Consider the following 23597-nt stretch of genomic DNA (forward strand, 5'->3'; position numbering starts at 1 on the left):
ATTAGTTCACAGAAAGGTGTTCGGTCACCGACCGGCGGCGACCCGAAGCTGCGGTTGCGGCACCTCGTGGAACGGCTGGCGGGTGCCGATAATCTCGGCGCGGGGCACGTAGACCACGCGCGCGACATCTTCGAGGTGGTCGAACTGGCCCTCCCATTCGGACCCCATGGCGAAGATCGACACGTTGTAGTTCACGATATCGGTGTATTTCTGGTCCCAGTCCTGCTCGGAGATCACGCGGTCCACGAAACGGCAGCTTTCCAGCAGCAGGCGGCGCTGTGCGTAGGACATCACCGCGGGCACGCCCATGCGTTCGTTATAGGCATCGGTCGAGCAGCCGACGATCAGTTCGCTGCCAAGGCCAGCCAGTTGCCTGAGAAGTTTTACGTGTCCTTGATGAAAGAGATCGAAGGATCCGTAGGTCAAAACCACGCGCGAGGTCATGGGCAGTAGCATCGAAGTCCCCTTTCGACTGTCACATGAACCGGGAACGGAGGACAGCACCGGGCCGCGGCATCAGCCGCACCCGCGCAATCGCGCAAATATAGAAAAAGGGAGGCCCCTGAGGACGCTGACCTGTACACTGCCTGAAAACCCGCTCGAAGGTTCTTTTTGATGAGGCTTTTTCGCCCCTTAGGGGAAACAATAGGACAGCTTGCGGCCGCCGCCTAGCGGAATCGACAGACGCGCGGGGGCCGCGCGCCAATAATGCAACACTCAGGCGGAAGTTTGCGCGGTGATCTCCTTGATGACCTTCGCCCAGAGTTCGGGGGGCTGCGCGCCGGGGACCGCGTGCCGCTGGCCCACGATGAACGTGGGCACCGATGAAATGCCCATCTCGCGGCTGTGGGCATCGCGGGTGCGGATATCCTCGAGATCGGCGTCCGATTGCAGCAACCGCGTCACGACCGAGGCATCCATTTCGATCCCGTCGGCGATGTCGGCCAGCACCTCGATATCGCCAATGTCGCGGGCGTCGACGAAATAGGCCTTGAACAGCGCCGATACGGCGGCGGTCTGGCGGCCCTCGATCCCGGCCCAGTGGATCAGCCGGTGCGCGTCGAGCGTGTTGGGCGTGCGCTTCATGCCTTCGAAATCGATCTTGAGACCGGCAGCTTCGGCGTGCTGGACGACGGGCGCATAGGCTTTGACCGCGCCTTCCTTGCCGCCGAATTTCGCCTCCAGATAGGTGCGCCGGTCCATGCCTTCGCGCGGCATGTCGGGATTGAGCTGGAAGGGGTGCCATTCGATCTGGAAGGGGTGATCGGGATGCGCTTCGAGGGCGCGGTCCAGATGGGCCTTGCCGATATAGCACCACGGGCAGATCGGATCGGACATGATGTCGAGTTTTACAGGGTCGGTCATTGGTTTTCCTCATACTGCTGGCGCAGGCGGCGGCGCATCAGTTTGCCGTTGGCGCCGGTGGGCAGCGCATCGAGATGGATGAAAAGGCGCGGCTGTTTGTACCGCGCGAGGTTTTCCGACGCAAAGGCGCGCAGGGCGTCTTCGTCCAGCGGCGCGGGCGCGGTGTAGAAGGCGGCGATCACGGTGGTGTCGGCCTTGACCGCCACTTCGGCCGCGCCGACGGCGGTGATGCCGGGGAAACGGGCGAGCGATTGTTCCACCTCGATCGGCGAGACGCGAAAGCCGCCCGCGTTCATCATGTCGTCCGCGCGCCCCAGATAGGTGATCTGGTCGTCATCGTCCATCGCGCCCTGATCGCCGGTGAGAAACCAGTCGCCGCGAAACTTCTGTGCCGTCTCCTCGGGGGCGCCTAGGTATTCGAGCATCAGGCCGGGATCGCTGCGGTGCACGGCGATGGTGCCTTCGGCGCCGCGCGGCACGGGGCCGTCGGGGCCGAGGATCGCGATGCGCCGCCCCGTCTGCGGACGGCCCAGCGTTGCGGGATCGGCGGGCCGGTCGGGGCAGGCGGAGATGAAGGTCGAACATTCCGACATGCCGTAGGCCTCGTAGATCGGCGTGGCTGTGGCCGCTTCCCAGGCGGCGCGGGTGGCGTTGGGCAGCTTCTCTCCGGCGCTGAGACCGTGGCGCAGATGCGGCATCGCGGGATGGTCGGCGGATTTCAGGATCTGGCGGTAGACGCCCGGTGCCGCCGCGAAAATCGTGGCCTGCTGGTCGGCGATCAGACCGGGCAGCGCGCCCGGGGCTGTGCCCGCCGCGGGGATCAGCGCGGTGGCACCGGCGGTCCACGGGTCCATCAGGCCGGTGCCCAGCGTGTAGGTCCAGTTGAATGCGCCCGCGTGCATCAGCCGGTCTGACCCGTCCAGACCGTACCAGCCGTCGATCATCATCTGCCGCGCCCAGATGGCGCGATGCGCGTGGACCACCGCGCGCGGCACACCGGAGGTGCCGGAGGTGTAGATGATATAGGCAGGACGCTCGGGATCGCCCATGTGGAACGCGGCGGGCGGCAGCGCGCGCATGGCGCGCAGATCCGCGAGCGGCACGATGCGGTCATCCGCGGGGCAGTCGACGCTGTCGTCGCGCAAAATCAGCCGCGGCGAGAGCGTGTCCAGCATCGGCGCGACCTCGCGCGCCGTCAGGGCCGCAGCGGTCGGCACCGGCAGGCATCCCGCCGCGATGGCCCCAAGGTAGGCAAGCGGGAAATCGACCGTATTGCCCAGCCGCATCAGGATCCGGTCACCGGGTTCGGCGCCCGCGCGCAAAAGCCCCGTAGCAGTGCCCAGAACGGCGGATTTGAGCGCGGCATAGCGCCACGTCTCGGGGGCGGGGCCCAGCACTTCGAGCGCTGTCTTGGAGGCCAGCGTATCGGCATGGCGCAGCACATGCGCCGCCATATTGAAGGGCGCGGGGCAGGGCGCGAAGGGCCCGTGATCGAAAACCGAAGACATGAGTGAAAGCGCTACCGCGCGCGCACGCGCGTTGCAAGCCCGCGAGGACAGCCCTATAGCTTTTCAAATGACCGAAGACACACAGAAATCCATGATCCAGATTGCCCGCGAGGACGGCGAGTCGCAGACTGTGCCGCCCGTCGATCTGGGGGCGAGGGTGCGCGAGCTGCGCAAGGCACGCGGCTGGACGCTGGAGCAGGCCGCGACGCAGGCGGGGCTTGCCCGCTCGACCCTGTCGAAGATCGAGAACGCGCAGATGTCGCCCACCTACGACGCGCTGAAGAAGCTTGCCGTGGGGCTGGAGATCACGATTCCGCAGCTGTTCACGCCGCCTGCGGCAGAGCAGATCAACGGGCGCATGGCGATCACCAAGATGGGCGAGGGCAAGGCCAAGGCCACCACCACCTACGAACACGAGCTTCTGGCCGACACCCTGCGCAAGAAGCAGATGCTGCCCTATCGCGCACGGGTACGGGCAAGGTCGATGGAGGAATTCGACGGCTGGGTGCGCCACGACGGCGAGGAATTCCTCTATGTGCTGACCGGGGTCATCACGCTCTATACCGAGTTCTACGAGCCGATCGAGATGCGGCGCGGCGACAGCGCCTATTATGACGCGGCGATGGGGCATAACGTGATTTCGACCAGTGCCGAGGATGCGCTGATCCTGTGGATCACATCACTCGTCTAGCAGCGCTTTCAGCGCGCGGTGGCCGACCAGCGTCGCCGCGATCTGGACCACAACGAACATCGCGATATGCCCCGGATAGATGCCCGCGAAGGTATCCGAGAACCCCCGCGCCAGGGTGACCGCAGGGTTGGCAAAGCTGGTGGAGGCGGTGAACCAGTAGGCGCCGGTGATATAGAGCGCCACCAGAACCGGCGCCGCATCGGGGCGCGACCGCAGTCCGCCGAAGATCACGAAGAGCAGCCCCAGCATCGCCAGCGCCTCGGAAAACCACTGCGCCGCACCGGTGCGGTGCATGGTGGCGCTGACCTGAAGCACGGGCAGATCGAACATCAGATGCGCGGCCCAGACCCCCACGATCCCCCCCGCGCATTGCGCGGCCACGTAGATCGCGAAAGCCCCGCCCGTGATCTCGCCGCGCAGAAAGAAGGCGAGGCTGACCGCAGGGTTGAAATGCGCCCCAGATATTGGCCCCAGAACGGTGATGATCGCGTAGAGCATGCAGCCCGTGGCGATGGCATTGGCCAGAAGCGTTATCGCGTCATTGCCCTGCGCCAGTTCCACCCCCATGATTCCGGACCCGATGACCGAGATCAGCAGCATCGCGGTCCCGACGGCTTCGGCCCAGTATTTGCGCATCATGGCAGGCGTCCGCAGGCGTCGAGGTGCTGTTTCAGGGCGGCGCTGTCCATCTCCTCGACCGGCGCGGCCAGAAATGCCTCGGCCCGGCGGCGCAGAAGGTCAAAGGCGTCGCGGAAGGCAGCCGGGGCCGCATCGCCTGTCACCGCAGCGGGGTCTTCGACGCCCCAATGGGCGCGCACCGGCACGCCGGGCCAGATCGGGCAGGTTTCTTCCGCCGCAGAGCCGCAGACGGTGATGACCGCATCCATCGCGGGCGCCTCCGGCGCGGCAAAGACATCCCAGCTTTTGGAGGCGAGGGGGGCGGTGTCGAAGCCTTCGGCGTCGAGCAGGCGGATCGACTGCGGGTGAACCTGCCCCGCGGGCTGGCTGCCCGCCGAGAAAGAGGAGATGCGTCCTTCGCCCAGACGGCGCAGGAGACATTCAAGAAGGATGGAGCGGGCCGAGTTACCGGTGCAGAGGACAAGTATATTCATGGCCCGGCCTTAGCGGCGGGACGTTACGGTTTTGTGACAGATCAGCTACCTTCGTCCCACCACCAGACTTCGGGCATCCATTCCGGACCGTCCCCGTAGATCGGGAAGGTGTCGGGGTATTTCATCTGCCGCACATGGGCGATGCGCCCTTCGGTATAGGACCAGAAGGGAATCACGTAGCGTCCCGCCGTCAGCACGCGGTCCAGCGCGCGGGTCGCCGCGATGAAGTCGGTGCTGTTGCGCGCATCGAGCATCGCGTCGATCATCCCGTCGATGGCCGGATTGCGCGCGCCCATCAGGTTGCGCGAGCCCGGCTGGTCTGCGGCCTCGGATCCCCAGTAGAATTTCTGTTCGTTGCCGGGGCTGAGCGACAGGGCACGGCGGAAGGTCGTGATGTCGAAGTCGAAACTGGCCGTGCGAGAGAAATACTGCGCATCGTCGACCGATTCGATCGTGGCCGTGATCCCGAGACGTTCGAGCGCGCGGGAATAGAGTTCGGCGATCGCGATATCCTCGGTGCTGCCTTTCTGGATCAGGATGGTGAATTCCAGCGCGGTGCCGTCGCCGCGCCGCATCACGCCGTCAGCGGCGGTGTAGCCGGCTTCGGTAAGCCGCTGCATCGCGGCCCTGATGCCCGCCCGGTTGCGCGCCGATCCGTCCGCGACGGGCAGGGCGTAGCCTTCGATCGTGGAGGGCGGCAGACTGTCCTGATAGGGCAGCAGGAATTCGGCCACGCGTCCCGAGGCCGGTCCGGGCTCGTAGCCCAGAACGGAGTTCGAGAAATACGAGGTGATGCGCGGCTGCGCGCCGCCGGTCAGCGTGTCGTTGATATATTCGAAATTGAACGCCTGGATCAGCGCATCGCGCACGCGCCAGTCGTCGAAGGGGGCGCGGCGGGTGTTCATCACGAAACCGGTCATGCCGGAGGGTTTTTCGTGGGGCACAACCGTCTTGACGATCTCGCCGCGGTCGATGGCCGGAAAATTATACTGGCTGTCCCATGTTTCGGCGTTGAATTCGCGCACGGCAGAGACCTGGCCTGCCTTGAATGCCTCGAACAGGACCGAGGCATCGCCGTAGAAATCGAGCGTGATCGCGTCGAAGTTATGGGTACCGGTGCGAAAAGGGATGTCCGCGCCCCAGTAGTCGGGGTTGCGCGCAAGCTTTACGAAACGGCCCGGCTCATAGTCGGTGATCGTATAGGGGCCGGAGCCGAGCGGGATGTCCTGCACCGGCGCATTGGCGAAATCGCGCCCCTCCCATTGGGCGCGGCTGAGGATCGGGCGCAGGCCCGCCAGCAGCGCCAGTTCACGGTTTTCGGCATTGAAGGTGATGCGCAGGCTGCGCTCGCCGGTTTGCTCGATGCTCTCGATCTGTTCCCAAAGGCCGAAATAGCGCGGGTGGCCTTCGGTCCCCAGAAGCTCGAAAGAGAAGATCACATCGTCCACGGTCAGCGGGCTGCCGTCGGAGAAGGCCGCGTTCTCGCGCAGGGTGAATTCGACCCATGTGCGGGCCTCGTCGGTTTCGACCGATTCGGCCAGCAGACCGTAGAGGGTAAAGGGTTCGTCCCACGACCGGCCTAGAAGGGTTTCATGTGTAAAGAAGCGCAACTGCCAGGGCGCGGTGCCCTTGCGCACGAAGGGATTGAGGCTGTCGAAGCCGCCGGTATTGCCCAGCGTGATCGCCCCGCCACGCGGCGCGGCGGCGTTTACATAGGGAAGTTGGGTGTAATCGGGCGGCAGCGCGGGTGCGCCATACATGGCGATAGCGTGCTGCGGTTCGGCCAGCGCCGGCATTGTCGAGAGAATCAGTGAAGAAACCGCAGCAAACCTCCGCGCCTTCTGGAAAAAAACAGAAGTCATTTTTGAAACAATCCCGAGCTGCCCTTATTTTTATTACTGAAAGGTGTAGCTGGCCTTGGGGGTGTGCGCAAACTTTAAGCTTGGACTCGAGCGCAACTTTCCTTATAAAGAACTTACTGCTCGATAGGTTTCTTGCCTGTATGAAACCTGCCTCAATAACTTGACGCCCGCCTCGCGCGGGCGTTTTTTTTTGGCCCGGCAGACAGTCTGACACGAAAGAATGATCAAATCCGGAACAGACGCCGGCCGTGCGGCATTTGCTTTCTAGCTGCACTGCGGCATATTTTGCACAAACGCAATCAAGGAGAGCGTCGCCATGGCCATCACTTACGATCTGAGCGGGAAAACCGCCATCATCACCGGCTCCAATTCGGGCATCGGTTTGGGAATTGCGCGGGAACTCGCGCAGGCGGGGGCGGACATCGTGCTCAACTCCTTCACCGACAGCGACGAGGATCACGCGCTGGCCGAGGAGATCGCGCGCGTGGCGGGCGTGAAGGCGCGCTATATCAAGGCGGATATGTCGAAGGGCGACGAATGCCGCAAGCTGATCGAGGAGGCTGGCGCCTGCGATATCCTGATCAACAACGCGGGCATCCAGCATGTGGCCCCGATCCCAGATTTCCCGACTGAGAAATGGGACGCGATCATCGCGATCAACCTCAGCTCGGCGTTTCACACCACGGCGGCGGCGCTTCCCATGATGCGGCGTGCCGGTTGGGGACGGATCATCAACATCGCGTCCGCGCACGGGCTGACCGCGTCGCCCTACAAGGCGGCCTATATCGCGGCCAAGCACGGCATCGTCGGGCTGACAAAGACAACCGCGCTTGAGACCGCAGAGCAGCCGATCACGGCGAACGCGATCTGCCCCGGCTATGTCCTGACGCCGCTGGTCGAAAGCCAGATCCCCGACACCATGAAGGAATACAACATGGACCGCGAGGATGTGATCAAGAATGTCATGCTGAAACGTCAGCCGTCCAAGGAATTCGCGACGGTCGAACAGATGGGCGGCACCGCTGCCTTCCTGTGCAGCCCTGCGGCGGACCAGATCACCGGCACGACGATCAGTGTGGACGGCGGCTGGACCGCTTTGTGAAAAATCGCAAGCAGATCAATCTGGGCCTTCAGGGCGGCGGCGCGCACGGTGCGTTCACATGGGGTGTTCTGGATCGTCTTCTGCAAGAGGACGATCTGGAGATCTGCGGCATGTCCGGCACCTCTGCGGGGGCGTTGAACGGGGCCGCGCTGAAGGCGGGGATGGTCACCGGCGGCCGTGCGGGCGCGCGCGAGAACCTCGAATGGCTCTGGCACGAAGTGGCGGGTGTCACCGATCTGCGCATGGCGGACTGGATGGCGCCCTTCGGGCTGAACGTCCTGAGCAGCCAGATCGAGTTCAGCTGGCCCTACCAGTTCAGCGAACAGCTGACGCGGGTGCTGTCGCCCTACGGCTATGGTCCGTTCTACCGCAATCCGCTGGAAGACATCGTGGCCAAGCTGAACTACGACAAGGTCTGCGCGCTTGAGCCGCCGCTGTTCTTTGTGGGGGCCACGCGGGTGCGCAACGGCAAGATCCGCATTTTCGAGGGCGCGGAGATCGGCCCGAAGGCGCTGATGGCCTCGGCCTGCCTGCCCACGGTATTTCGGGCAATCGAGATGTACGACGAGACCACGGGCCGCAACGAGGCGTTCTGGGATGGGGGCTATACCGGAAATCCGGCGCTGTTTCCCTTATATGACAGCGGCCTGCCGGACGACGTGGTCATCATCAACATCAACCCGCTGGAGCGCGACGAGATCCCGACAACGCCGCAGGCGATCGCCAACAGGATCAACGAGATCAGCTTCAACTCGAGCCTGCTGCGGGAGTTGCGCGCCATCGAGTTCGTGCAGCGTCTGCTGGACGAGGGCACGCTCGAAACCGGCAGCAAGAGCCGCGTGCGGATGCATATGATCGCCGATGACAACCTGATGGCGCAGCTTTCGGCGGCGACCAAAATGGTCCCGAATGCGACGGTCATCAAGCGGCTCAAGGATGCGGGCACCGAAGCGGCGGAGCTTTTCCTGCGCACCGACATCGACAATATCGGCAAACGCAGCAGCATCGACCTGAAAGAGATGTTCAGCTGAGCACGCCCTAGGAGGCGCGGTTGCGCAGATCCGCGACGGGCGGGTCGCCACGGTCCAGCGCTTTCTGGTTCGGATAGACCAGGCCCGCCGAGATCACCAGTTTCGCGGCGTCCTCGACCGTCATGTCGAGTTCGATCACATCGCTGGTCGGCACGAAAAGCAGGAACCCCGACGTGGGGTTCGGCGTGGTCGGCAGGAAGATCGACGTCATGTTGCCGTCGCCACCGGATTTCGTTGCGATCTCGCCCTTGGCATTGGTCGAGATAAAGCCGATGGCCCAAATCCCCTTGCGCGGATATTCGACCAGACAGGCAGTCTCGAAGCTGCGTTCGGACTGGGCAAAGATGGTTTCGGAAATCTGCTTGATCCCCGAATAGATCGACCGCACGACCGGCGTCCGCTCCACGAGGCTTTCGGCTGCGCGGATGAAGGACCGGCCGATGATGCCCTTTGCCATCCAGCCGATCAGACAGGTGAACAGCAGGAAGATCACCACGCCGATGCCGCGCACGTTGATCTGCAACGACGGGTCGAGCCCCAGCAGATCCTGGATCAGCCGGTCGGGGTGGTAGGCGACGGGCACCAGCGGCAGAACAAATCCGTCGATCCAGCCCACAACGCTCCAGATCAGCCAGACGGTCAGGCCCACGGGGGCGATCACGATCAGACCGGTCAGGAAATTGGCGCGAAAGCCGCCGAATATCCCGCGCTTTGGCGGGGTTATGGGATCGGGATCAAAAGGTGTGTTCATGTGGAGGCAGGTTCCGGGGTCAAAGTGATCTGTTATTAGCTATGTGCTGCTGAATAAAGCCACAATGGCCCCGAGCCCGCAAAGTTCCCGTCAGTCGCGTAATTCGAGGGCAATTCGCGCGGCAAGCTGTGCATTGTTGCGCACCAGTGCGATATTGGCGTCCAGCGACCGGCCCTGCGTCAGCTCGAAGATGCGTTGCAGCAGGTAGGGGGTGACCGCCTTGCCGCTGATGCCCGCGCGGTTGGCGTCGGATTGGGCCTGCGCGATGATCGGCAAGAGATCCTCGGACGGGATTTCCGCGTCCTGCGGGATCGGATTCGCAACCAGCTGCCCCCCCGGCAGGCCAAGAGCGGCGCGGGTGCGGTGGGCGGCGGCGATCTGGGCGGGGTCGTCCATGCGCAAGGGCGCTTTCAGCCGCGATCCGCGCGACCAGAACGCGGGAAACGCATCCTGACCCACCGCGATGACCGGCACCCCTTGGGTTTCGAGCACCTCAAGGGTCTTGGCCACGTCGAGAATCGCCTTGGCCCCCGCCGCGACGACGGTCACCGGTGTCTGCGCGAGCTCCATCAGGTCCGCCGAAATATCGAAACTGTCCTCGGCGCCCTTGTGGACGCCGCCGATGCCGCCCGTGGCAAAGACGTGGATGCCCGCAAGGCGCGCCGCGATCATCGTGGCGGCTACCGTGGTGGCGCCGGTGCCGCCCGTGGCGATGCATGCGGCCATATCGGCGCGGCTGAGTTTCGCGACACCTTTCGCCTGTGCCAGCGCCTCGAGCTGGTCCGCGTCCATCCCCACGTGCAGCGTGCCGTCGATGACGGCGATGGTCGCGGGCACGGCCCCCATGGCGCGCACGTCCGCTTCGACCTGACGGGCGACCTCGAGGTTCTGGGGGTAGGGCATGCCGTGGGTGATGATGGTGCTTTCCAGCGCCACGAGGGCGGCGCCCTCGGCGCGCGCGACGGTGACTTCGTCGGAATACTGGATCGGGATCATATCTTGGTTTCTCCGGAGACGTAGAGGGCCGCCGCATCGAGCGCGGAGGCGAGCGCCGCGTCGGGGTCGAGGCCGCGCAGTTCGGCCGCGATATGCGCGGCCATGAAAGTATCGCCAGCGCCGGTGACACGGGCGACCGCCACGGGCGGCGGCGTTTGGGTGGCAATCCCCGAAGGCCCCGCAACCGTGGCGGGGTTGCCGCCGTCGGTCACCACCGCGCGGGCAGCGCCCCGGTGCAGCAATTCGGCCGCGGCATCGGCGGAGGTGTCGAAGTGCGCCTGGCACAACAGCCCCGCCTCTTCGAGGTTCACATAAAGCGTGCCGCGCCCTGTCTCGACGAACGGGCTGAGGCGCAGCGCCTTGCCGGGCGATGCGGGGGCGACGCGCAGATCGGCCCTGGCCAGTTCGGGGCTGCGGGCCATGGCCGACAACAGATCGAGGGTGAGGTTCCCGTCAAGCGCGACAGGGCCGGTATAGGGCTGTGCGATCGTGCCGCCGCCGAGCGGGCGCAGGATCTTGTCGCCCGCAGCCTCGAGCGAGTGCGCATCGGCAATCGCCGCGATCAGCCCGTTGCTGGCTTCGACGGCCATGTATTGATCGGTCGGCAGATCGTCGGAGCGGTAGATCAGATCGGTCATCAGGCCGCGCGCCTGACAGGCCGCGATAAGCTCGTCCCCCGGCACATCACGCCCCACGGCGCTGAGCAGGGCCGGATGCAGGCCGAAACGTTTCAACGCCATGGCGATATTGAGGGCAACGCCGCCGGGCAGACGGGTGATACGCCCCGGCATGTCCGCGCCCTGGCGCATCGGCGTGTCGCACCGGCCGATCACGTCCCACAGGACGGAGCCGATGCACAGGATATCTGGTGCAGTCGTCATGCACGCCTTGTGACGCCGCGCGCACCGCTGCGCAAGTGGCGCTGTGTGCTCAGCGTGCGGGAACCGCGAAGGTCAGCGCCGCCCAGAGCGTTTCCCAGATCGGGCCGTCGGCAACGGTGGTCGCGCCCTCGACAGGCCGCAGCACCACGGCATCGAGAAGATAGCTCAGCCCCGGCTCGACCGGGATGGAGGCGCGGCCCTGCGCATCGGTGCGGGTGACTGTCAGCTCGACCTCGCCCGCCGCATCCTTGGCGTAGACCTCGATCTGGGCGTCCGCGCGCGGCGCATCCCCGTAGAGCAATTCGACATCCAGCGTGCCATCGAAATCAGGCGCGTAGGGGTTTTCGAGGGCGACGAATTCGGTCGCGAGCCCGAAGGCGCGGTCCGATCCTTCACCGCTGCCCACGGCAATCAGCGCCTTGGAATGGCGGGTATAGACCTCCTCGAAATCTTCCTTGGCCCAGCCGCGGTCCTCGTGCGTTTCGACCGCGGTGGTGAAATCCTTGTGCTCGACGAAGGCCACGAACTTCTCCCACTCCTTGTAGGTCAGCGAGGAGGCGGCGGCTTCGTGCAGCAGGATCAGCAGCCCGTCGTCCCCGAGCGGCGGTATCCGGATCGCGGGGCGATCGCCCAGACGGCCCTCGATCGCGGAGGTTTCGTCACCGAGCGACCGGTCAAGCCGGGTGTTGCGCGCGGGATAGAAGGCCTGCGCGGTGCCGACGAACAACTGGCCGTTGCGCAAATCTGCGATCACGTTATCTTGCGGCGAAACTTGATATTTTTCCGGCTCGATCCAGAATTCATGGGCATAGGCGGCGCCCGGCAGGGCCAGCGCTGCAACAACTGACAATAGGTAAGAAATCTTCATGGTACGCGGTTCCCTGTTACTCCTCAGCAAGCTGATCCTATTGCTGCTCATGTCAACCCTTCCGGCGCGCGCTCACGAAGTCGTGCCTACCATCGCGGATCTGACGGCAGAGGACGGGGGCGTGGCCCTTTCGTTGCAGATCAACATCGAGGCCTTTCTGGCCGGTGTCGATCTGGATGCGGTGGAGGACACGGATAATGCCCCGCAGGCGCAAGACTACGACGCGCTGCGCGCCTTGCCCGCCGACGAGATCGCGCGCCGCGCGCCGGGCCTGTTGGACGACTGGAACGCGCTGCCGCTGGTGGCCATAGACGGCACGCCCGTGCCGCTGGAGAGCATTTCCATCGACATCCCCTCTGACGTGCCCGAAGAGCTGCCGCGCATTGCCGCGTGGCAGCTTCTGGGGCAGGCGCCGCAGGGCAGCACGCTGAGCGTGACCTGGCCCGACGGCGGCGGTGCGCTGGTGCTGCGCCAGCAGGGCGTGGAAGAGCCTTTCACCGGCCTGATCGGCGGCGGGGAGACCAGTGCCGGTATCGCCCTCGCGGGCGGCAATGCCCAGACCGGCTGGCAGGCCTTCGCCAGCTATATTCCGGTGGGCTTCGACCATATCCTGCCACAGGGCCTTGACCATATCCTGTTCGTGCTGGGGCTGTTTTTCCTGTCCACGCACCTGCGTCCGCTGGTCTGGCAGGTGTCCGCGTTCACGCTGGCCCATACCGTCACGCTGGCGCTCGGGGCGCTGGGGCTGGTGAATGTGCCCGCGTCCATCGTCGAGCCGCTGATCGCCGCCTCGATCGTCTATGTCGCGATCGAGAATATCTTCTTTCACAGGCTCAACACATGGCGGCCGATCATCGTCTTCGGCTTCGGCCTGCTGCACGGGCTCGGATTTGCGTCGGTGCTGGGTGAATTCGGCCTGCCCGAAGACCAGTTCATTCCGGCCCTTCTGGGCTTCAACGTCGGCGTCGAAGTGGGCCAGTTGACGGTCATCGCCATGGCCTTTGTGCTGATCTGGCTGGCTGTCGCCGGTGCGCGCCGCGCGCGTCTGGAAGGCCCCGAAGAGATGGTGACGGAATACCCGGTTATGTTCCGGGGCGTGTCGATGACCGGATCTGTCCTGATCGCGATCATCGCCGCCTATTGGGTCGTCGAACGCACGCTGCTCTGAGCGGTCAGCCCACCGCGGCCCAGAGTGTATTGAGCGCGGCGACGGGATCTTCCTTTGACCAGATCTCGTCGCCGATGCCGAAGAAGTCGGTGATCGGCGCAAGCGTGCGGATCATGTCCACATCAAGCTGGCCCTCGGCGACGCAGGGGATCTCGATCACCTCGGACCACCACTGGAACATGTCGGTTTCGGCAAAACGGCCATCGTCGAGCGCCGTGGCCTGCACGGGGCCGAAGGCGATGTAATCCGCACCGGCTTCGCCCGCGCTCATCCCGTCGTGGCGCGAGGTGCCGCAGAAGCTGCCGACGATCGCGTCCTCGCCCAATGTCTTGCGGGCGTGGCGCACGGATCTTGCGGCGTCCGACAGATGGACGCCGTCAAGGCCCAGCCGTTCGGCCAGAAGTGTGTGGTCCGAGATCACCAGCGCCACATCGCGCGCATCGGTCACCGCGCGCAGCGTGTCGGCGGCGCGCGCCAGCCGGTCCTCGTCGCGGGTTGCAAGCGCGAGGCGCACACAGGCGACCGGCTGGGCATCCAGCACCCGCGCAAGCCGGTCGGGAAAGGTGGAGAGTTCGACCTCGGCAGGGGTGATCAGGTAGAGTTGCGGCTGTTCGGGGGCGTCTTGCATGGGACCTCCATCGGATTGCTGTCGTTCCCTATCGCAGTTTACGCGGCGTTGGAAAGAGGGGCCGCGCATATTGGCAAGGGCGGGCAGGGCGGATAGAGAGCGGGCCATGACAAATGACATCGTTGCCCCGCCGACCAAGCCCGCGTTTGTGCTGGTGCGCCCCCAGATGGGCGAGAACATCGGCGCCGCCGCGCGCGCGATGCTGAACTTCGGTCTCGATCACATGCGTATTGTCGCCCCGCGTGACGGCTGGCCCAATCCCGCCGCCGTGGCCATGGCTTCGGGCGCGGGGCGGGTTCTGGACGCCGCCACGCTCAGCGACACGCTGCCCGACGCACTTGGCGATTGCAGCTTTGTCTTTGCCACCACGGCGCGGCAGCGCGATCTGACCAAACCCGTCTACACCCCCGAGGCCGCCATGGCCGAGGCCGCGCGCCGGATCGCCGCAGGCCAGCGGGTGGGCGTGCTGTTCGGCCCCGAACGCGCGGGTCTGGAAAACGACGACATCGCACAGGCCAATGCCATCATCTCGGTCCCGGTGAACCCCGAGTTCCCGTCGCTGAACCTCGCGCAATGCGTGCTGCTGGTGGGATACGAGTGGATGCGCCAGAGCACGCAAGCCCCTGACGTGACAGAAGAACTGGCCGGCACCCAATGGGCCGAACAAGCCGAGATCGAGCATCTGGCGCGCCATTTCGAGGAGCGGCTGGAGACGGCGGGCTTCTTCTTTCCCGAACACAAGGCGCAGTCGATGAAAACCAACCTGCGCAACATGTGGAGCCGCCTGCCGCTGACACGGGCGGATGTGCAGATGCTGCACGGCACCTTGCGGCAGATGGTCCGCTGGAAGGAACGCGGCTAGACGGGCGGGGCGCAAAGGCATACCTCTGCCACGGAATATGACGGAGAACGATATGGCGAAGACACGCAAATTGTTTGAAGAAGTGGGCGAGACGGCCACCACGCGGCCCGTTGCGACCAAGGGCGTCATCGACGCCGGAAAGCGCGGCGCGCGCGGCGCGATCCGCGTCTGGCTGATGATCCTCTTCGCGCTGGTGTTCCTGATGATCCTCGTGGGCGGCGCCACCCGCCTGACGGATTCGGGTCTGTCGATCACCGAATGGCGCCCCGTCACCGGCGCGCTGCCACCGCTGAACGCCGAGGACTGGGCGTCGGAATTCGACAAATACCGCCAGATCGACGAATACCAGTTGCAGAACAAGGGCATGACCCTGTCGGAGTTCAAGTTCATCTACTGGTGGGAGTGGGGCCATCGCCAGCTGGGCCGGGTGATCGGGCTGGTGTGGTTTCTGGGCTTCATGTGGTTCCTGCTGCGCCGCCAGATTCCGGCGGGCTGGACGCCACGGCTGCTGCTTCTGGGCGGTCTCGGCGGGCTTCAGGGCGCGATCGGCTGGTGGATGGTCGCCTCTGGCGTGACCACGGGCGAGGGCATGCTGGATGTGGCAAGCTACCGCCTGGCCACGCATCTGGGGCTGGCCTTCGTGATCCTCGGCCTGATCACCTGGTACGCATTGCTGCTGGGCCGCACGGAACGCGACCTGATACAGGTCCGTCGCGCCCGCGAGCCGGGCCTGAGCAAGCGCGCGACGGGGCTGATGCATGTCACTTTCCTGCAGATTATTCTGGGCGCGCTGGTGGCGGGGATCGACGCGGGCCGCACCTATAACGACTGGCCGATGATGGCGGGCGCGTTCCTGCCGCCCTATCCGTTCGAGCTGGAGCCGGTCTGGCGCAACTTCTTCGAAAACGCGGGGCTGGTGCAGTTCATCCACCGGATCACCGCCTATGTGCTCTTCGCCTACGGCGCGTTCGTCTGGCTGCAGGGGCGCAAATCCACCCACGCGGCCACGCGGTTCGCCTTCAACGCGGTCATGGCCGTGCTGAGCCTTCAGGTGGTCTGGGGCATCGTGACCGTCCTCTATGCGGCACCCGTCCAGATTGCCCTTGTTCACCAAGGACTTGCCGTGGTCCTTTGGGTTCTTATCCTGCGCGCGCGCCATTTGGCCATGTATCCGCAGATCGCATCCCTGAGAGGAAAATCCGCATGACTGCCTACGACGATCTGATGAGCTTTACCCGTGACACCATGGCATTGGGTCAGGTGGCGGGGCGTCTGGGCTGGGACCAGGAAACCGTGATGCCGCGCGGGGCCGCCCCGCAGCGGGCCGAGGAAATGGCCGCGATGGAAAGCGTGCTGCACGCGCGCCGGACCGATCCGCGCGTGGGCGACTGGCTGGCGGCGGTAGACGAAAAGACGCTCGATAACGTGGGGCGCGCCAACATCCGCGAAATCCGCCGCAGTTTCGACCGCGCCTCCAAGGTGCCCGCCACGCTGGCGGCGCGGATCGCGCGCGTCACCTCCGAGGCGCAGGGCATCTGGGCCGAGGCGCGCGCCGCCAATGATGTGTCCGCCTTCCTGCCGACGCTGTCGGATGTCATCATGCTCAAGCGCGAAGAGGGGCAGGCGCTGGCCGCGGGCGGCAACGTCTATGACGCCATGTTGCAGGACTATGAGCCCGGCGCCACGGGGGCCGATATCGAAGCGATGTTCGCCGCCATGCGCCCCGTGCTGAGCGATCTGCGCGCCGCCGTGCGCGACAGCGCCGCCGCGCCGAAGCGGCTGGAAGGTCAATTCGACGAAAGCACCCAGATGAAGCTGACGCGGCTTCTGGCCAGAACCTTCGGCTATGACATGAGCCACGGGCGCGTCGACAAGGCCGTGCATCCGTTTTCTTCGGGCTCGGGCCTTGATGTGCGGATCACCACGCGCACCAACCCCGCCGATCCGTTCAACTGCTTCTATTCCACCATCCACGAGGTCGGTCACGCCAGCTACGAGCAGAACATCGACCGCGCGCATCTGCTGACACCGCTGGGCAGCGGCGCGTCCATGGGGGTGCACGAAAGCCAGAGCCGCATCTACGAAAACCAGATCGGCCGCAGCCGGGCCTTTACCGGCTGGCTCTTCGGGCAGATGAAGGACGCCTTCGGCGATTTCGGCATCGCGGACGAGCATGCGTTCTATGGCGCGGTCAACCGCGTCAACGATGGCTATATCCGGACCGAGGCGGACGAATTGCAGTACAACCTGCATGTCCTTCTGCGCTTCGATCTGGAGCGCGCGCTGATGCAGGGCGATCTTCTGGTGAGCGAGCTTGAGGCCGCGTGGAACGACCGGTTCGAGGCCGATTTCGGCTATCCGGTCGACAAGCCGTCGAACGGTGTCTTGCAGGACGTGCACTGGTCCGTGGGTCTGTTCGGGTATTTTCCGACCTACAGCCTTGGCAATGTCTATGCGGGCTGCCTGAACGAGGCGATGCGCACGGCGCTGCCGGATCTCGACGCCGATCTGGCGCAGGGCGATACCTCGGCGGCTACGGGATGGTTGCGCGAGAATGTGCAGCGCCACGGCGGGCTGATGCTGCCGCGCGACGTGATCGAGACCGCAAGTGCCCAAAAAGTCAGCGAAGCGCCGCTTCTTGATTACCTGAACACGAAATTCTCGGTGCTTTACCGCATTTGATACGCAAGTTCCTGCTGATTCAGCGAAGGATGGCAAATACTGTGGAAACAACATCGCTTTGCGGTGTTGTTCTAGGGAAGAGAGTGGTCATGCGCGGCCGCGTTAACGAACGCTTAATCGTTCTCTCCTAGCAGTGGACAAGAAGATAGAAGGGATTCCCATGAAGAAATTTGTCACAGTTCTGAGCCTGTTGAGCCTGACTGCCGCCAGCGGCGCCTATGCACAGAGCACCACGCAACAAGCGGTTCTCGGCGCCTCCGCCGATCCGGTCTATTCCGTGCGCGTGCAGGGTGCGAATGACGTGATCTACAATTGCAAGCCCGACACGACACGCGACGCGGCGGGCACGCTGATCCGCGAATGCGTCCGCGCGGACGAGGATACCGCAGGCGTTTTCACCGCCGGTGAAGGTATTGGCAACGCCGGTCCCGCCATCGCGGGCGCCATCGTCGCGGTTGCGGTGATCGCCGGCGGCAGTGACAGCGACGCCGACAGCGACAGCGATTCCGGCCCGGCGGAGTAATCTGGTGTCCGCGCCTTGGCTGCGCGAATGCGTCCCGGATCACACCGGAGGACCGAAACAGAAAAGGCCGCCCCTGACGGGCGGCCTTAACTTTTTCACGTAAACACTTGGTCTGCGTGATTATTATTCATTGCCAGAGGTGTCTTCGGCGCTGTCATCGGCAACATCCTCTTCACCCTGATCGGCAATCCAGGCGACGCTGACGACCTGCTCGCCCTTGCCGGTATCGAAGACCTTCACGCCACCTGCGCTGCGCGACCGGAAGGAAATGCCGTCCACGGGAACGCGGATCGACTGGCCCTTGGACGTGGCCAGCATGATCTGGTCCGACATCTCGACCGGGAAGCAGGCGATGATCGGGCCGGTGGACATGCCCTTGGACCAGGCGGTCACCCCCATGCCGCCGCGCCCGCGCACCGGATAGTCATGGGCCGATGAAATCTTGCCCGCGCCGCCGGACGTGATCGTCAGGATCAGATCCTCGGAGGCCGACATTTCCGCATAACGCTCGGTCGAAAGCTGGCCGCCCGCGACAACCTCTTCCTCGTCATCGCTGGCGTCATCGTCGGTCAGGCCCGCCATCAGACGGCGCTGTTTGAGATAGGCCACCCGTTCTTCGGAACTCGCCTCGAAATGGCGGATCACGGACATTGAAACCACGGTGTCGCCATCGCCCAGCCTGATCCCGCGCACACCGACGGAATTGCGGCTGTTGAACACCCGCACATCGGTGGCCGGGAAGCGGATCGCGCGGCCCGCGTCGGTGACCAGCATCACGTCGTCATCGTTCGATGCGATGCGCGCATTTATCAGGGTGGTGCCCTCGTGCTCGCCCTCGAACTTCATCGCGATCTTGCCGTTGCGCATGACGTTGGTGAAATCGCTGAGCTTGTTGCGGCGCACGGTTCCGGCGGACGTGGCGAAGACCACCTGCAGATCGTCCCATTCCGCCTCGTCGCGGTCCACGGGCATGATTGCCGCGATGGAGACACCTGTGGGGATCGGCAGGATGTTCACGATCGCCTTGCCCTTCGACGTGCGCGCGCCCTGCGGCAGGCGCCATGTCTTGAGCTTGTAGACCATGCCGTCGGTGGTGAAGAACAGCAGCTGGGTATGAGTGTTGGCGACGAAGAGGGTGGTGACCACATCGTCTTCCTTCAGCGCGCCACCGGACAGGCCCTTGCCGCCCCGGCGCTGCGCGCGGAAATCGGCCAGCGGGGTCCGCTTGATATAGCCGCCCGATGTGACGGTCACGACCATGTCCTCGCGCGCGATGAGGTCCTCGTCCTCCATATCGCCCGACCAGTCGACGATCTCGGTCCGGCGGGGCACGGCAAAGAGCTCTTTGACCTCGGCCAGCTCGTCCGCGATGATCTGCATGATCCGCTCGCGGCTGCCCAGAATTTCAAGGTATTCCTTGATCTTGCGCGCCAGTTCTTCCAGCTCGTCGGTGACTTCCTTCACGCCGATCTGGGTCAGGCGTTGCAGGCGCAGTTCCAGAATGGCGCGCGCCTGCGTCTCGGAGAGGTTGTAGGTGCCGTCGTCGTTGGCGGTATGGGTCGGATCGTCGATCAGCGCGATGTACTGAAGGATCGATTCCGCGGGCCAGCGGCGGGTCATCAGCTTTTCGCGCGCCTCGGCGGCATCGGCAGACGCGCGGATGGTCGCGACGATTTCGTCGATATTGGTGACGGCCACGGCCAGACCGCACAGGATGTGGCTGCGGTCGCGGGCCTTGCGCAAAAGATACGCCGTGCGCCGCGCAACGACATCCTCGCGGAAGTCGATGAAGGCGGTCAGGAACCGGCGCAGCGTCAGCGTTTCGGGACGACCGCCGTTCAGCGCCAGCATGTTGCAGCCGAAATAGGTTTGCAGCGGCGTAAAGCGGAACAGCTGGTTCAGCACCACATCGGCGGTCGCGTCGCGCTTGAGTTCGACCACGACACGCACGCCGTTGCGGTCGGATTCGTCCTGAACGTGCGCAATGCCCTCGATCTTTTTCTCGCGCGCCTGTTCGGCGATGCGTTCGATCATCGTGGCCTTGTTCACCTGATAGGGGATCTCGTCGATGACGATGGCCCAGCGGTCGCGGCGGATCTCCTCGACCCGCGTCTTGGCGCGGATCACGACGCTGCCGCGCCCTTCGAGGTAGGCTTTGCGCGCGCCGGACCGTCCCAGCATGATGCCACCCGTAGGGAAATCGGGGCCGGGGACATATTCGATCAGCTCTTCCGAGCTCAGATCGGGGTTCTCGATCAGCGCCTGACAGGCGTCGATGACCTCACCCAGATTGTGCGGCGGGATGTTCGTGGCCATGCCCACGGCAATGCCGCCCGCACCGTTGACGAGCATGTTGGGAAAGCGTGCGGGCAGGACGGACGGCTCTTTCTGCTTGCCGTCGTAGTTGTCCTGAAAATCCACGGTTTCCTTGTCGATATCGGCCAGCAGGTAATCGGCGGGCTTGTCCATGCGCACTTCGGTATAGCGCATGGCGGCGGCGTTATCGCCGTCCATCGAGCCGAAGTTGCCCTGACCGTCGAGAAGCGGCAGCGACATCGAGAAATCCTGCGCCATGCGCACCAGCGCGTCGTAGATCGCGCTGTCGCCATGCGGGTGGTACTGGCCCATCACATCGCCCACGGGACGCGCGGACTTGCGATAGGGTTTGTCGGCGGTGTTGCCGGTTTCGTGCATCGCGTAGAGGATGCGCCGGTGCACCGGTTTCAGCCCGTCGCGCAGGTCGGGAATCGCGCGGCTGACGATGACGCTCATCGCGTAATCGAGATAGCTTGTGCGCATCTCGTGTTCGATCGTCACCGACGGCCCGTCGAACGTTGGGCGCTCGGGCGGCAATTCGCCTTCGTTTTCAGGTGTTTGAGGTGTGTCGCTCACGGCCTGTCCCAGCTTGGCTGATGTCTTCTATATCTTGCGTATTTGTATAGCCCGAAGGGCATATAAGGTGCAATCACATTGCCCGCCGCGCGCTGGCAGCCACCGCGGACAAGTGCCAACACACTGTTTTTATTGAAAAGTTAGTTTTTCGTGGCAAGCTGAAAGAACCGAGCCAGAAAAAGAGGTGCAAAATGCGCGAAACAGAGACCGAGTTGATGCTGAAGGGATACGGGCTGACCACGGCAGAATTTTTCTATCGGATGCCCGACTATACCCATGTTCTCAATAGCTATATCTGGCAGGACTACGACATCGCGCCGGACCATCCGCGCCTGTTCAAGTTCGTGGAGTTCTGGCAGAGCGAGATCGAAGGCCCCCTGCATTCCGTGCGCTTTTCGCACCGCAAGCTTCTGGCAAGCGGCGAATGGCGCCATGTGACGGGCGAATTCACCCTGCACTGATTACGCGTCCCCCCCAACTTTCCGGCTGCATCCTCGCGCGGACACCCTAGAGTGGCTGCGGCGACAGTCTGAGGGGAGAGAAGAGCATGCAGCGGATTTTGGTGAACCAGCGCGAGATCGCGCAAACGCGGATCGAAACCGTCCCGCCCGCGGCGTGCGGGCCGGGCGAGGCGCGGTTGCGGCTGCAAAGCTTTGCGTTGACTGCCAACAACGTGACCTACGCCGCGTCGGGATTTGCCATCGGGTACTGGAAATTCTTTCCCACGGGCGTAGACGGTCAGGGGCTGGTGCCTGTCTGGGGCACGGCGGAAGTGGTGGAAAGCAACGCCGACGCGCTGGCTGTCGGCACAAGGCTCTACGGCTTCTACCCGATGGCCGAAGAGCTGGTCATCACCCCGCAAGCGGGCGGGCAAGGCGGCTTTGTCGACGTGGCAGAGCACCGTGCGGAGCTTCCGGCGGTCTATAACCGCTACACCCCCGTCGAGAGCGATACCCAGAGCGACCACATGCGCGCGCTGCTGCAGCCGCTGCTGGCGACATCCTATCTGCTGTTCGACTGGTTGATGGACAACGATCTTTTCGGCGCGCGCCAGATCATCGTCGGGTCGGCCTCGTCCAAGACCGGTCTGGGCCTGTGCAAATACCTCGCCGAACCGCAGGAGCGGGACTATTCCATCGTCGGGCTGACATCGCAGCGCAACCGCGCTTTTGTCGAAGGGCTAGGTGCCTGTGACAGGGTGCTGACCTATGACGCCGTTGACCAGCTGCCCCGCGAGCCTTCCGTCTATGTCGATATGTCGGGCAACGGTCAGGTTAAACAGGCGGTCCACGCGACGCTGGGCGACCATCTGAAACATTCCTCGGCCGTGGGGATCAGCCACTGGGACCAGTTCCAGCCCGGTATCGCGCTGGAAGGGGTGAAGCCGCAGTTCTTCTTCGCCCCCGCGCAGATCGCCAAACGGCGCGAGGACTGGGGACCGGGGGTGATGGAAAAGAAGATCACCGCCGCATGGAAGCGGCTGGCAGAAGATGCGGCGGCCTGGCTGGAGGTCAAACCGCAGGCCGGGCTGGCGGCGGCAGAGGCGGTCTATCTGGATCTGGCCCGTGGCACAGCCGATCCGCGCCACGGTCACGTCATCACGCTCTAGCGCCGCCCTCAGGCGGAGCAGCTGGCCCCGCCGAGCACGCAGAACTTGGCGCAATGGGGGTGGTTGAGGGCGACATCGCGTTCGGCCTCCTCCAGCGTTTCGCCCAGTTCGAATTCGGGCGCGTAGGGCAGCAGCGTGCAGGCCAGAACGGCGGGTTTCGCCGCGCCGCGCCGTTTGACGACCATCCGCGAGCTTGAGCACATGACCGCATCGGGCGATTTGTCCAGAATACCCCAGCAAGCGGTGGTGATTTCGGGCACTTCCACGCTTTCGTCCATTTCCGGAAACAGCACAGTCATGCCGGGATCGTTGGCGTCGATGTCAAAGCCGTGTTCGGCGTAGAACGCGCCGTATCCCGCGCGGCTTTCGGCATCGCTGTCGCCAAAGACCGACCGTCCCGCGACCGCCATGCGAAAGCCGTTCTCGGACAGCCATTTCATGCCGGTCAGCGTCTTTTCGAACGCGCCCTTGCCGCGCTCGGCGTCGTGCAGATCGGCGCGGTAATGATCCACCGAAATGCGCAACGTCAGCTTGCCGGGGTAGGCGGCATTGAGCCGCAACAGTCCCGCGCGCATGTGTTTGCGCATCATCGGCAGCATCGCGTTGGTAAGGATCAGCACCTCGTATCCGCGCTCCAGCGCCGCCTCGGTCATCTCGATCATCTGCGGGTTCATGAAGGGCTCGCCGCCGGTAAAGGCGATCTCGCCCACGTTCCAGGCGCGGTCCTCGAGCTGGTCGAGATAGCTGCGCACCTCCTCGGCGGTGATATAGACCAGCGCGTCGTTCGTCGGGCTGGACAGGATATAGCAATTCGCGCACTCGATGTTGCACAGGGTGCCAGTGTTGAACCAGAGGGTTTCGGGATGGCTCAGCGCCACACGCGCGCGCGGCTCGCCCTTGGCGGTCACGCCGGGGTCAACGAATTTGCCCGCGTTGGCCAATACGTTGTCTTTCATACCGGATTACTTTCAGTCACAGTGTCGATCATTACAACTGACTTGGTACGCTATCGCAAAAGGCAAGAAAAGGGCGTGCACACTCTTGTGATATGGGAAGGATTCGCTAG

The 23597-nt window shown here is 64.3% G+C and carries 23 protein-coding genes; 10 read left to right on the forward strand and 13 right to left on the reverse strand.

What is annotated here, in order from left to right; translation table 11 throughout:
- Positions 1 to 24: 24 nt before the first annotated feature.
- The 3 genes from ABMC89_RS03715 to ABMC89_RS03725 form a co-directional block, all read right to left on the reverse strand.
- Positions 25 to 456 (reverse strand): adenylyltransferase/cytidyltransferase family protein, encoded by a 432-nt coding sequence (locus tag ABMC89_RS03715; RefSeq protein ID WP_349565314.1) that lies wholly within the window; start codon positions 454 to 456, stop codon positions 25 to 27.
- 261 nt (positions 457 to 717) lie between these two features.
- Entirely contained in the window at positions 718 to 1365 is a 648-nt protein-coding gene (locus ABMC89_RS03720; protein ID WP_349565316.1) for a DsbA family oxidoreductase, read from the reverse strand.
- The gene (locus tag ABMC89_RS03725) at positions 1362 to 2873 is read right to left on the reverse strand and encodes a class I adenylate-forming enzyme family protein (protein ID WP_349565318.1); all 1512 of its coding nucleotides are present in this window, start codon (positions 2871 to 2873) and stop codon (positions 1362 to 1364) included. Before ABMC89_RS03725 ends, ABMC89_RS03720 begins: the two co-directional genes overlap by 4 nt.
- Positions 2874 to 2940: 67 nt before the next feature.
- Between ABMC89_RS03725 and ABMC89_RS03730 the strand changes: the two genes are divergently transcribed.
- Entirely contained in the window at positions 2941 to 3564 is a 624-nt protein-coding gene (locus tag ABMC89_RS03730) for a helix-turn-helix domain-containing protein (RefSeq protein WP_349565320.1), read from the forward strand.
- Here ABMC89_RS03730 and ABMC89_RS03735 read toward each other — a convergent pair.
- Genes ABMC89_RS03735 through ABMC89_RS03745 form a run of 3 tightly spaced genes read right to left on the reverse strand, consistent with a single transcriptional unit; the run spans position 3553 to position 6436 of the window.
- The gene (locus tag ABMC89_RS03735; protein ID WP_349565322.1) at positions 3553 to 4203 is read right to left on the reverse strand and encodes an aquaporin; all 651 of its coding nucleotides are present in this window, start codon (positions 4201 to 4203) and stop codon (positions 3553 to 3555) included. The two genes, ABMC89_RS03730 and ABMC89_RS03735, sit on opposite strands and share 12 nt — an antisense overlap.
- Positions 4200 to 4676, reverse strand: a complete 477-nt coding sequence (locus ABMC89_RS03740) for an arsenate reductase ArsC (RefSeq protein ID WP_349565324.1) — start codon at positions 4674 to 4676, stop codon at positions 4200 to 4202. The genes ABMC89_RS03735 and ABMC89_RS03740 overlap by 4 nt, the downstream gene beginning before the upstream one ends.
- Positions 4677 to 4717: 41 nt before the next feature.
- On the reverse strand, positions 4718 to 6436 hold the full coding sequence (locus ABMC89_RS03745; protein WP_349565326.1) for an extracellular solute-binding protein: 1719 nt from the start codon (positions 6434 to 6436) through the stop codon (positions 4718 to 4720).
- 418 nt (positions 6437 to 6854) lie between these two features.
- Here ABMC89_RS03745 and ABMC89_RS03750 point away from each other — a divergent pair, with 418 nt between their 5' ends.
- Together ABMC89_RS03750 and ABMC89_RS03755 are read left to right on the forward strand one after the other, a co-directional pair.
- Complete coding sequence (locus ABMC89_RS03750; RefSeq protein ID WP_349565328.1) at positions 6855 to 7640, forward strand: 3-hydroxybutyrate dehydrogenase; 786 nt, start codon at positions 6855 to 6857, stop codon at positions 7638 to 7640.
- Entirely contained in the window at positions 7637 to 8671 is a 1035-nt protein-coding gene (locus ABMC89_RS03755; protein WP_349565330.1) for a patatin-like phospholipase family protein, read from the forward strand. The genes ABMC89_RS03750 and ABMC89_RS03755 overlap by 4 nt, the downstream gene beginning before the upstream one ends.
- Before the next feature lie 7 nt (positions 8672 to 8678).
- Here ABMC89_RS03755 and ABMC89_RS03760 read toward each other — a convergent pair whose 3' ends face one another.
- The 4 genes from ABMC89_RS03760 to ABMC89_RS03775 form a co-directional block, all read right to left on the reverse strand.
- Complete coding sequence (locus ABMC89_RS03760) at positions 8679 to 9422, reverse strand: DUF502 domain-containing protein (RefSeq protein WP_349565332.1); 744 nt, start codon at positions 9420 to 9422, stop codon at positions 8679 to 8681.
- Positions 9423 to 9512: 90 nt separating this feature from the next.
- Positions 9513 to 10418 (reverse strand): pseudouridine-5'-phosphate glycosidase, encoded by a 906-nt coding sequence (locus ABMC89_RS03765; RefSeq protein WP_349565334.1) that lies wholly within the window; start codon positions 10416 to 10418, stop codon positions 9513 to 9515.
- The gene (locus tag ABMC89_RS03770) at positions 10415 to 11299 is read right to left on the reverse strand and encodes a PfkB family carbohydrate kinase (RefSeq protein ID WP_349565336.1); all 885 of its coding nucleotides are present in this window, start codon (positions 11297 to 11299) and stop codon (positions 10415 to 10417) included. The genes ABMC89_RS03765 and ABMC89_RS03770 overlap by 4 nt, the downstream gene beginning before the upstream one ends.
- 49 nt (positions 11300 to 11348) lie before the next feature.
- Positions 11349 to 12167 carry a DUF4198 domain-containing protein gene (locus tag ABMC89_RS03775; RefSeq protein WP_349565338.1) on the reverse strand — a complete coding sequence of 273 codons (819 nt, stop codon included), beginning with the start codon at positions 12165 to 12167 and terminating at the stop codon, positions 11349 to 11351.
- Between ABMC89_RS03775 and ABMC89_RS03780 the strand changes: the two genes are divergently transcribed.
- Complete coding sequence (locus tag ABMC89_RS03780) at positions 12166 to 13335, forward strand: HupE/UreJ family protein (protein WP_439655636.1); 1170 nt, start codon at positions 12166 to 12168, stop codon at positions 13333 to 13335. The two genes, ABMC89_RS03775 and ABMC89_RS03780, sit on opposite strands and share 2 nt — an antisense overlap.
- A gap of 4 nt (positions 13336 to 13339) precedes the next feature.
- On the opposite strand, the gene ABMC89_RS03785 is transcribed toward ABMC89_RS03780, so the two are convergent.
- Positions 13340 to 13963 carry a thiamine phosphate synthase gene (locus tag ABMC89_RS03785; protein ID WP_349565342.1) on the reverse strand — a complete coding sequence of 208 codons (624 nt, stop codon included), beginning with the start codon at positions 13961 to 13963 and terminating at the stop codon, positions 13340 to 13342.
- Positions 13964 to 14069: 106 nt separating this feature from the next.
- On the opposite strand from ABMC89_RS03785, the gene ABMC89_RS03790 reads away from it, so the two are divergent.
- The 4 genes from ABMC89_RS03790 to ABMC89_RS03805 all read left to right on the forward strand — a co-directional run bounded on the left by ABMC89_RS03790 (position 14070) and on the right by ABMC89_RS03805 (position 18030).
- Positions 14070 to 14825, forward strand: a complete 756-nt coding sequence (locus ABMC89_RS03790; RefSeq protein ID WP_349565344.1) for an RNA methyltransferase — start codon at positions 14070 to 14072, stop codon at positions 14823 to 14825.
- Between the two features lie 52 nt (positions 14826 to 14877).
- On the forward strand, positions 14878 to 16032 hold the full coding sequence (gene ctaA, locus ABMC89_RS03795) for a heme A synthase (protein WP_349565346.1): 1155 nt from the start codon (positions 14878 to 14880) through the stop codon (positions 16030 to 16032).
- Positions 16029 to 17507 carry a carboxypeptidase M32 gene (locus tag ABMC89_RS03800; RefSeq protein ID WP_349565348.1) on the forward strand — a complete coding sequence of 493 codons (1479 nt, stop codon included), beginning with the start codon at positions 16029 to 16031 and terminating at the stop codon, positions 17505 to 17507. The genes ctaA and ABMC89_RS03800 overlap by 4 nt, the downstream gene beginning before the upstream one ends.
- A gap of 160 nt (positions 17508 to 17667) precedes the next feature.
- Positions 17668 to 18030, forward strand: coding sequence for a hypothetical protein (locus ABMC89_RS03805; protein ID WP_349565350.1), 363 nt, complete (start codon positions 17668 to 17670; stop codon positions 18028 to 18030).
- A gap of 123 nt (positions 18031 to 18153) precedes the next feature.
- On the opposite strand, the gene gyrA is transcribed toward ABMC89_RS03805, so the two are convergent.
- Entirely contained in the window at positions 18154 to 20922 is a 2769-nt protein-coding gene (gyrA, locus tag ABMC89_RS03810) for a DNA gyrase subunit A (protein WP_349565352.1), read from the reverse strand.
- A 191-nt stretch (positions 20923 to 21113) separates the two neighbouring features.
- On the opposite strand from gyrA, the gene ABMC89_RS03815 reads away from it, so the two are divergent.
- Both ABMC89_RS03815 and ABMC89_RS03820 read left to right on the forward strand, forming a co-directional pair.
- Entirely contained in the window at positions 21114 to 21383 is a 270-nt protein-coding gene (locus ABMC89_RS03815; RefSeq protein ID WP_349565354.1) for an usg protein, read from the forward strand.
- A gap of 86 nt (positions 21384 to 21469) precedes the next feature.
- Positions 21470 to 22531, forward strand: coding sequence for a DUF2855 family protein (locus ABMC89_RS03820; RefSeq protein WP_349565356.1), 1062 nt, complete (start codon positions 21470 to 21472; stop codon positions 22529 to 22531).
- An 8-nt stretch (positions 22532 to 22539) separates the two neighbouring features.
- Here the strand turns inward: ABMC89_RS03820 and ABMC89_RS03825 are convergent, their stop codons facing one another.
- Positions 22540 to 23487 carry a radical SAM protein gene (locus tag ABMC89_RS03825; RefSeq protein WP_349565358.1) on the reverse strand — a complete coding sequence of 316 codons (948 nt, stop codon included), beginning with the start codon at positions 23485 to 23487 and terminating at the stop codon, positions 22540 to 22542.
- Positions 23488 to 23597: the final 110 nt, after the last annotated feature.

The sequence above is a fragment of the Sulfitobacter sp. HNIBRBA3233 genome (assembly GCF_040149665.1).
GTDB lineage: Bacteria > Pseudomonadota > Alphaproteobacteria > Rhodobacterales > Rhodobacteraceae > Sulfitobacter > Sulfitobacter marinivivus.

Bases quoted from the DNA above. Each gene is read 5' to 3' on its own strand.
- ABMC89_RS03770 (WP_349565336.1), bottom strand. From the start codon at position 11,299: ATGACGACTGCACCAGATATCCTGTGCATCGGCTCCGTCCTGTGGGAC.
- ABMC89_RS03735 (WP_349565322.1), bottom strand. From the start codon at position 4,203: ATGATGCGCAAATACTGGGCCGAAGCCGTCGGGACCGCGATGCTGCTG.
- ABMC89_RS03820 (WP_349565356.1), top strand. From the start codon at position 21,470: ATGCAGCGGATTTTGGTGAACCAGCGCGAGATCGCGCAAACGCGGATC.
- ABMC89_RS03800 (WP_349565348.1), top strand. From the start codon at position 16,029: ATGACTGCCTACGACGATCTGATGAGCTTTACCCGTGACACCATGGCA.
- ABMC89_RS03825 (WP_349565358.1), bottom strand. From the start codon at position 23,487: ATGAAAGACAACGTATTGGCCAACGCGGGCAAATTCGTTGACCCCGGC.
- ABMC89_RS03745 (WP_349565326.1), bottom strand. From the start codon at position 6,436: ATGTATGGCGCACCCGCGCTGCCGCCCGATTACACCCAACTTCCCTAT.
- ABMC89_RS03775 (WP_349565338.1), bottom strand. From the start codon at position 12,167: ATGAAGATTTCTTACCTATTGTCAGTTGTTGCAGCGCTGGCCCTGCCG.
- ctaA (WP_349565346.1), top strand. From the start codon at position 14,878: ATGGCGAAGACACGCAAATTGTTTGAAGAAGTGGGCGAGACGGCCACC.
- ABMC89_RS03765 (WP_349565334.1), bottom strand. From the start codon at position 10,418: ATGATCCCGATCCAGTATTCCGACGAAGTCACCGTCGCGCGCGCCGAG.
- ABMC89_RS03720 (WP_349565316.1), bottom strand. From the start codon at position 1,365: ATGACCGACCCTGTAAAACTCGACATCATGTCCGATCCGATCTGCCCG.
- ABMC89_RS03725 (WP_349565318.1), bottom strand. From the start codon at position 2,873: ATGTCTTCGGTTTTCGATCACGGGCCCTTCGCGCCCTGCCCCGCGCCC.
- ABMC89_RS03750 (WP_349565328.1), top strand. From the start codon at position 6,855: ATGGCCATCACTTACGATCTGAGCGGGAAAACCGCCATCATCACCGGC.
- ABMC89_RS03805 (WP_349565350.1), top strand. From the start codon at position 17,668: ATGAAGAAATTTGTCACAGTTCTGAGCCTGTTGAGCCTGACTGCCGCC.
- ABMC89_RS03715 (WP_349565314.1), bottom strand. From the start codon at position 456: ATGCTACTGCCCATGACCTCGCGCGTGGTTTTGACCTACGGATCCTTC.
- ABMC89_RS03740 (WP_349565324.1), bottom strand. From the start codon at position 4,676: ATGAATATACTTGTCCTCTGCACCGGTAACTCGGCCCGCTCCATCCTT.
- ABMC89_RS03730 (WP_349565320.1), top strand. From the start codon at position 2,941: ATGACCGAAGACACACAGAAATCCATGATCCAGATTGCCCGCGAGGAC.
- ABMC89_RS03785 (WP_349565342.1), bottom strand. From the start codon at position 13,963: ATGCAAGACGCCCCCGAACAGCCGCAACTCTACCTGATCACCCCTGCC.
- ABMC89_RS03815 (WP_349565354.1), top strand. From the start codon at position 21,114: ATGCGCGAAACAGAGACCGAGTTGATGCTGAAGGGATACGGGCTGACC.
- ABMC89_RS03760 (WP_349565332.1), bottom strand. From the start codon at position 9,422: ATGAACACACCTTTTGATCCCGATCCCATAACCCCGCCAAAGCGCGGG.
- ABMC89_RS03790 (WP_349565344.1), top strand. From the start codon at position 14,070: ATGACAAATGACATCGTTGCCCCGCCGACCAAGCCCGCGTTTGTGCTG.
- ABMC89_RS03780 (WP_439655636.1), top strand. From the start codon at position 12,166: ATGGTACGCGGTTCCCTGTTACTCCTCAGCAAGCTGATCCTATTGCTG.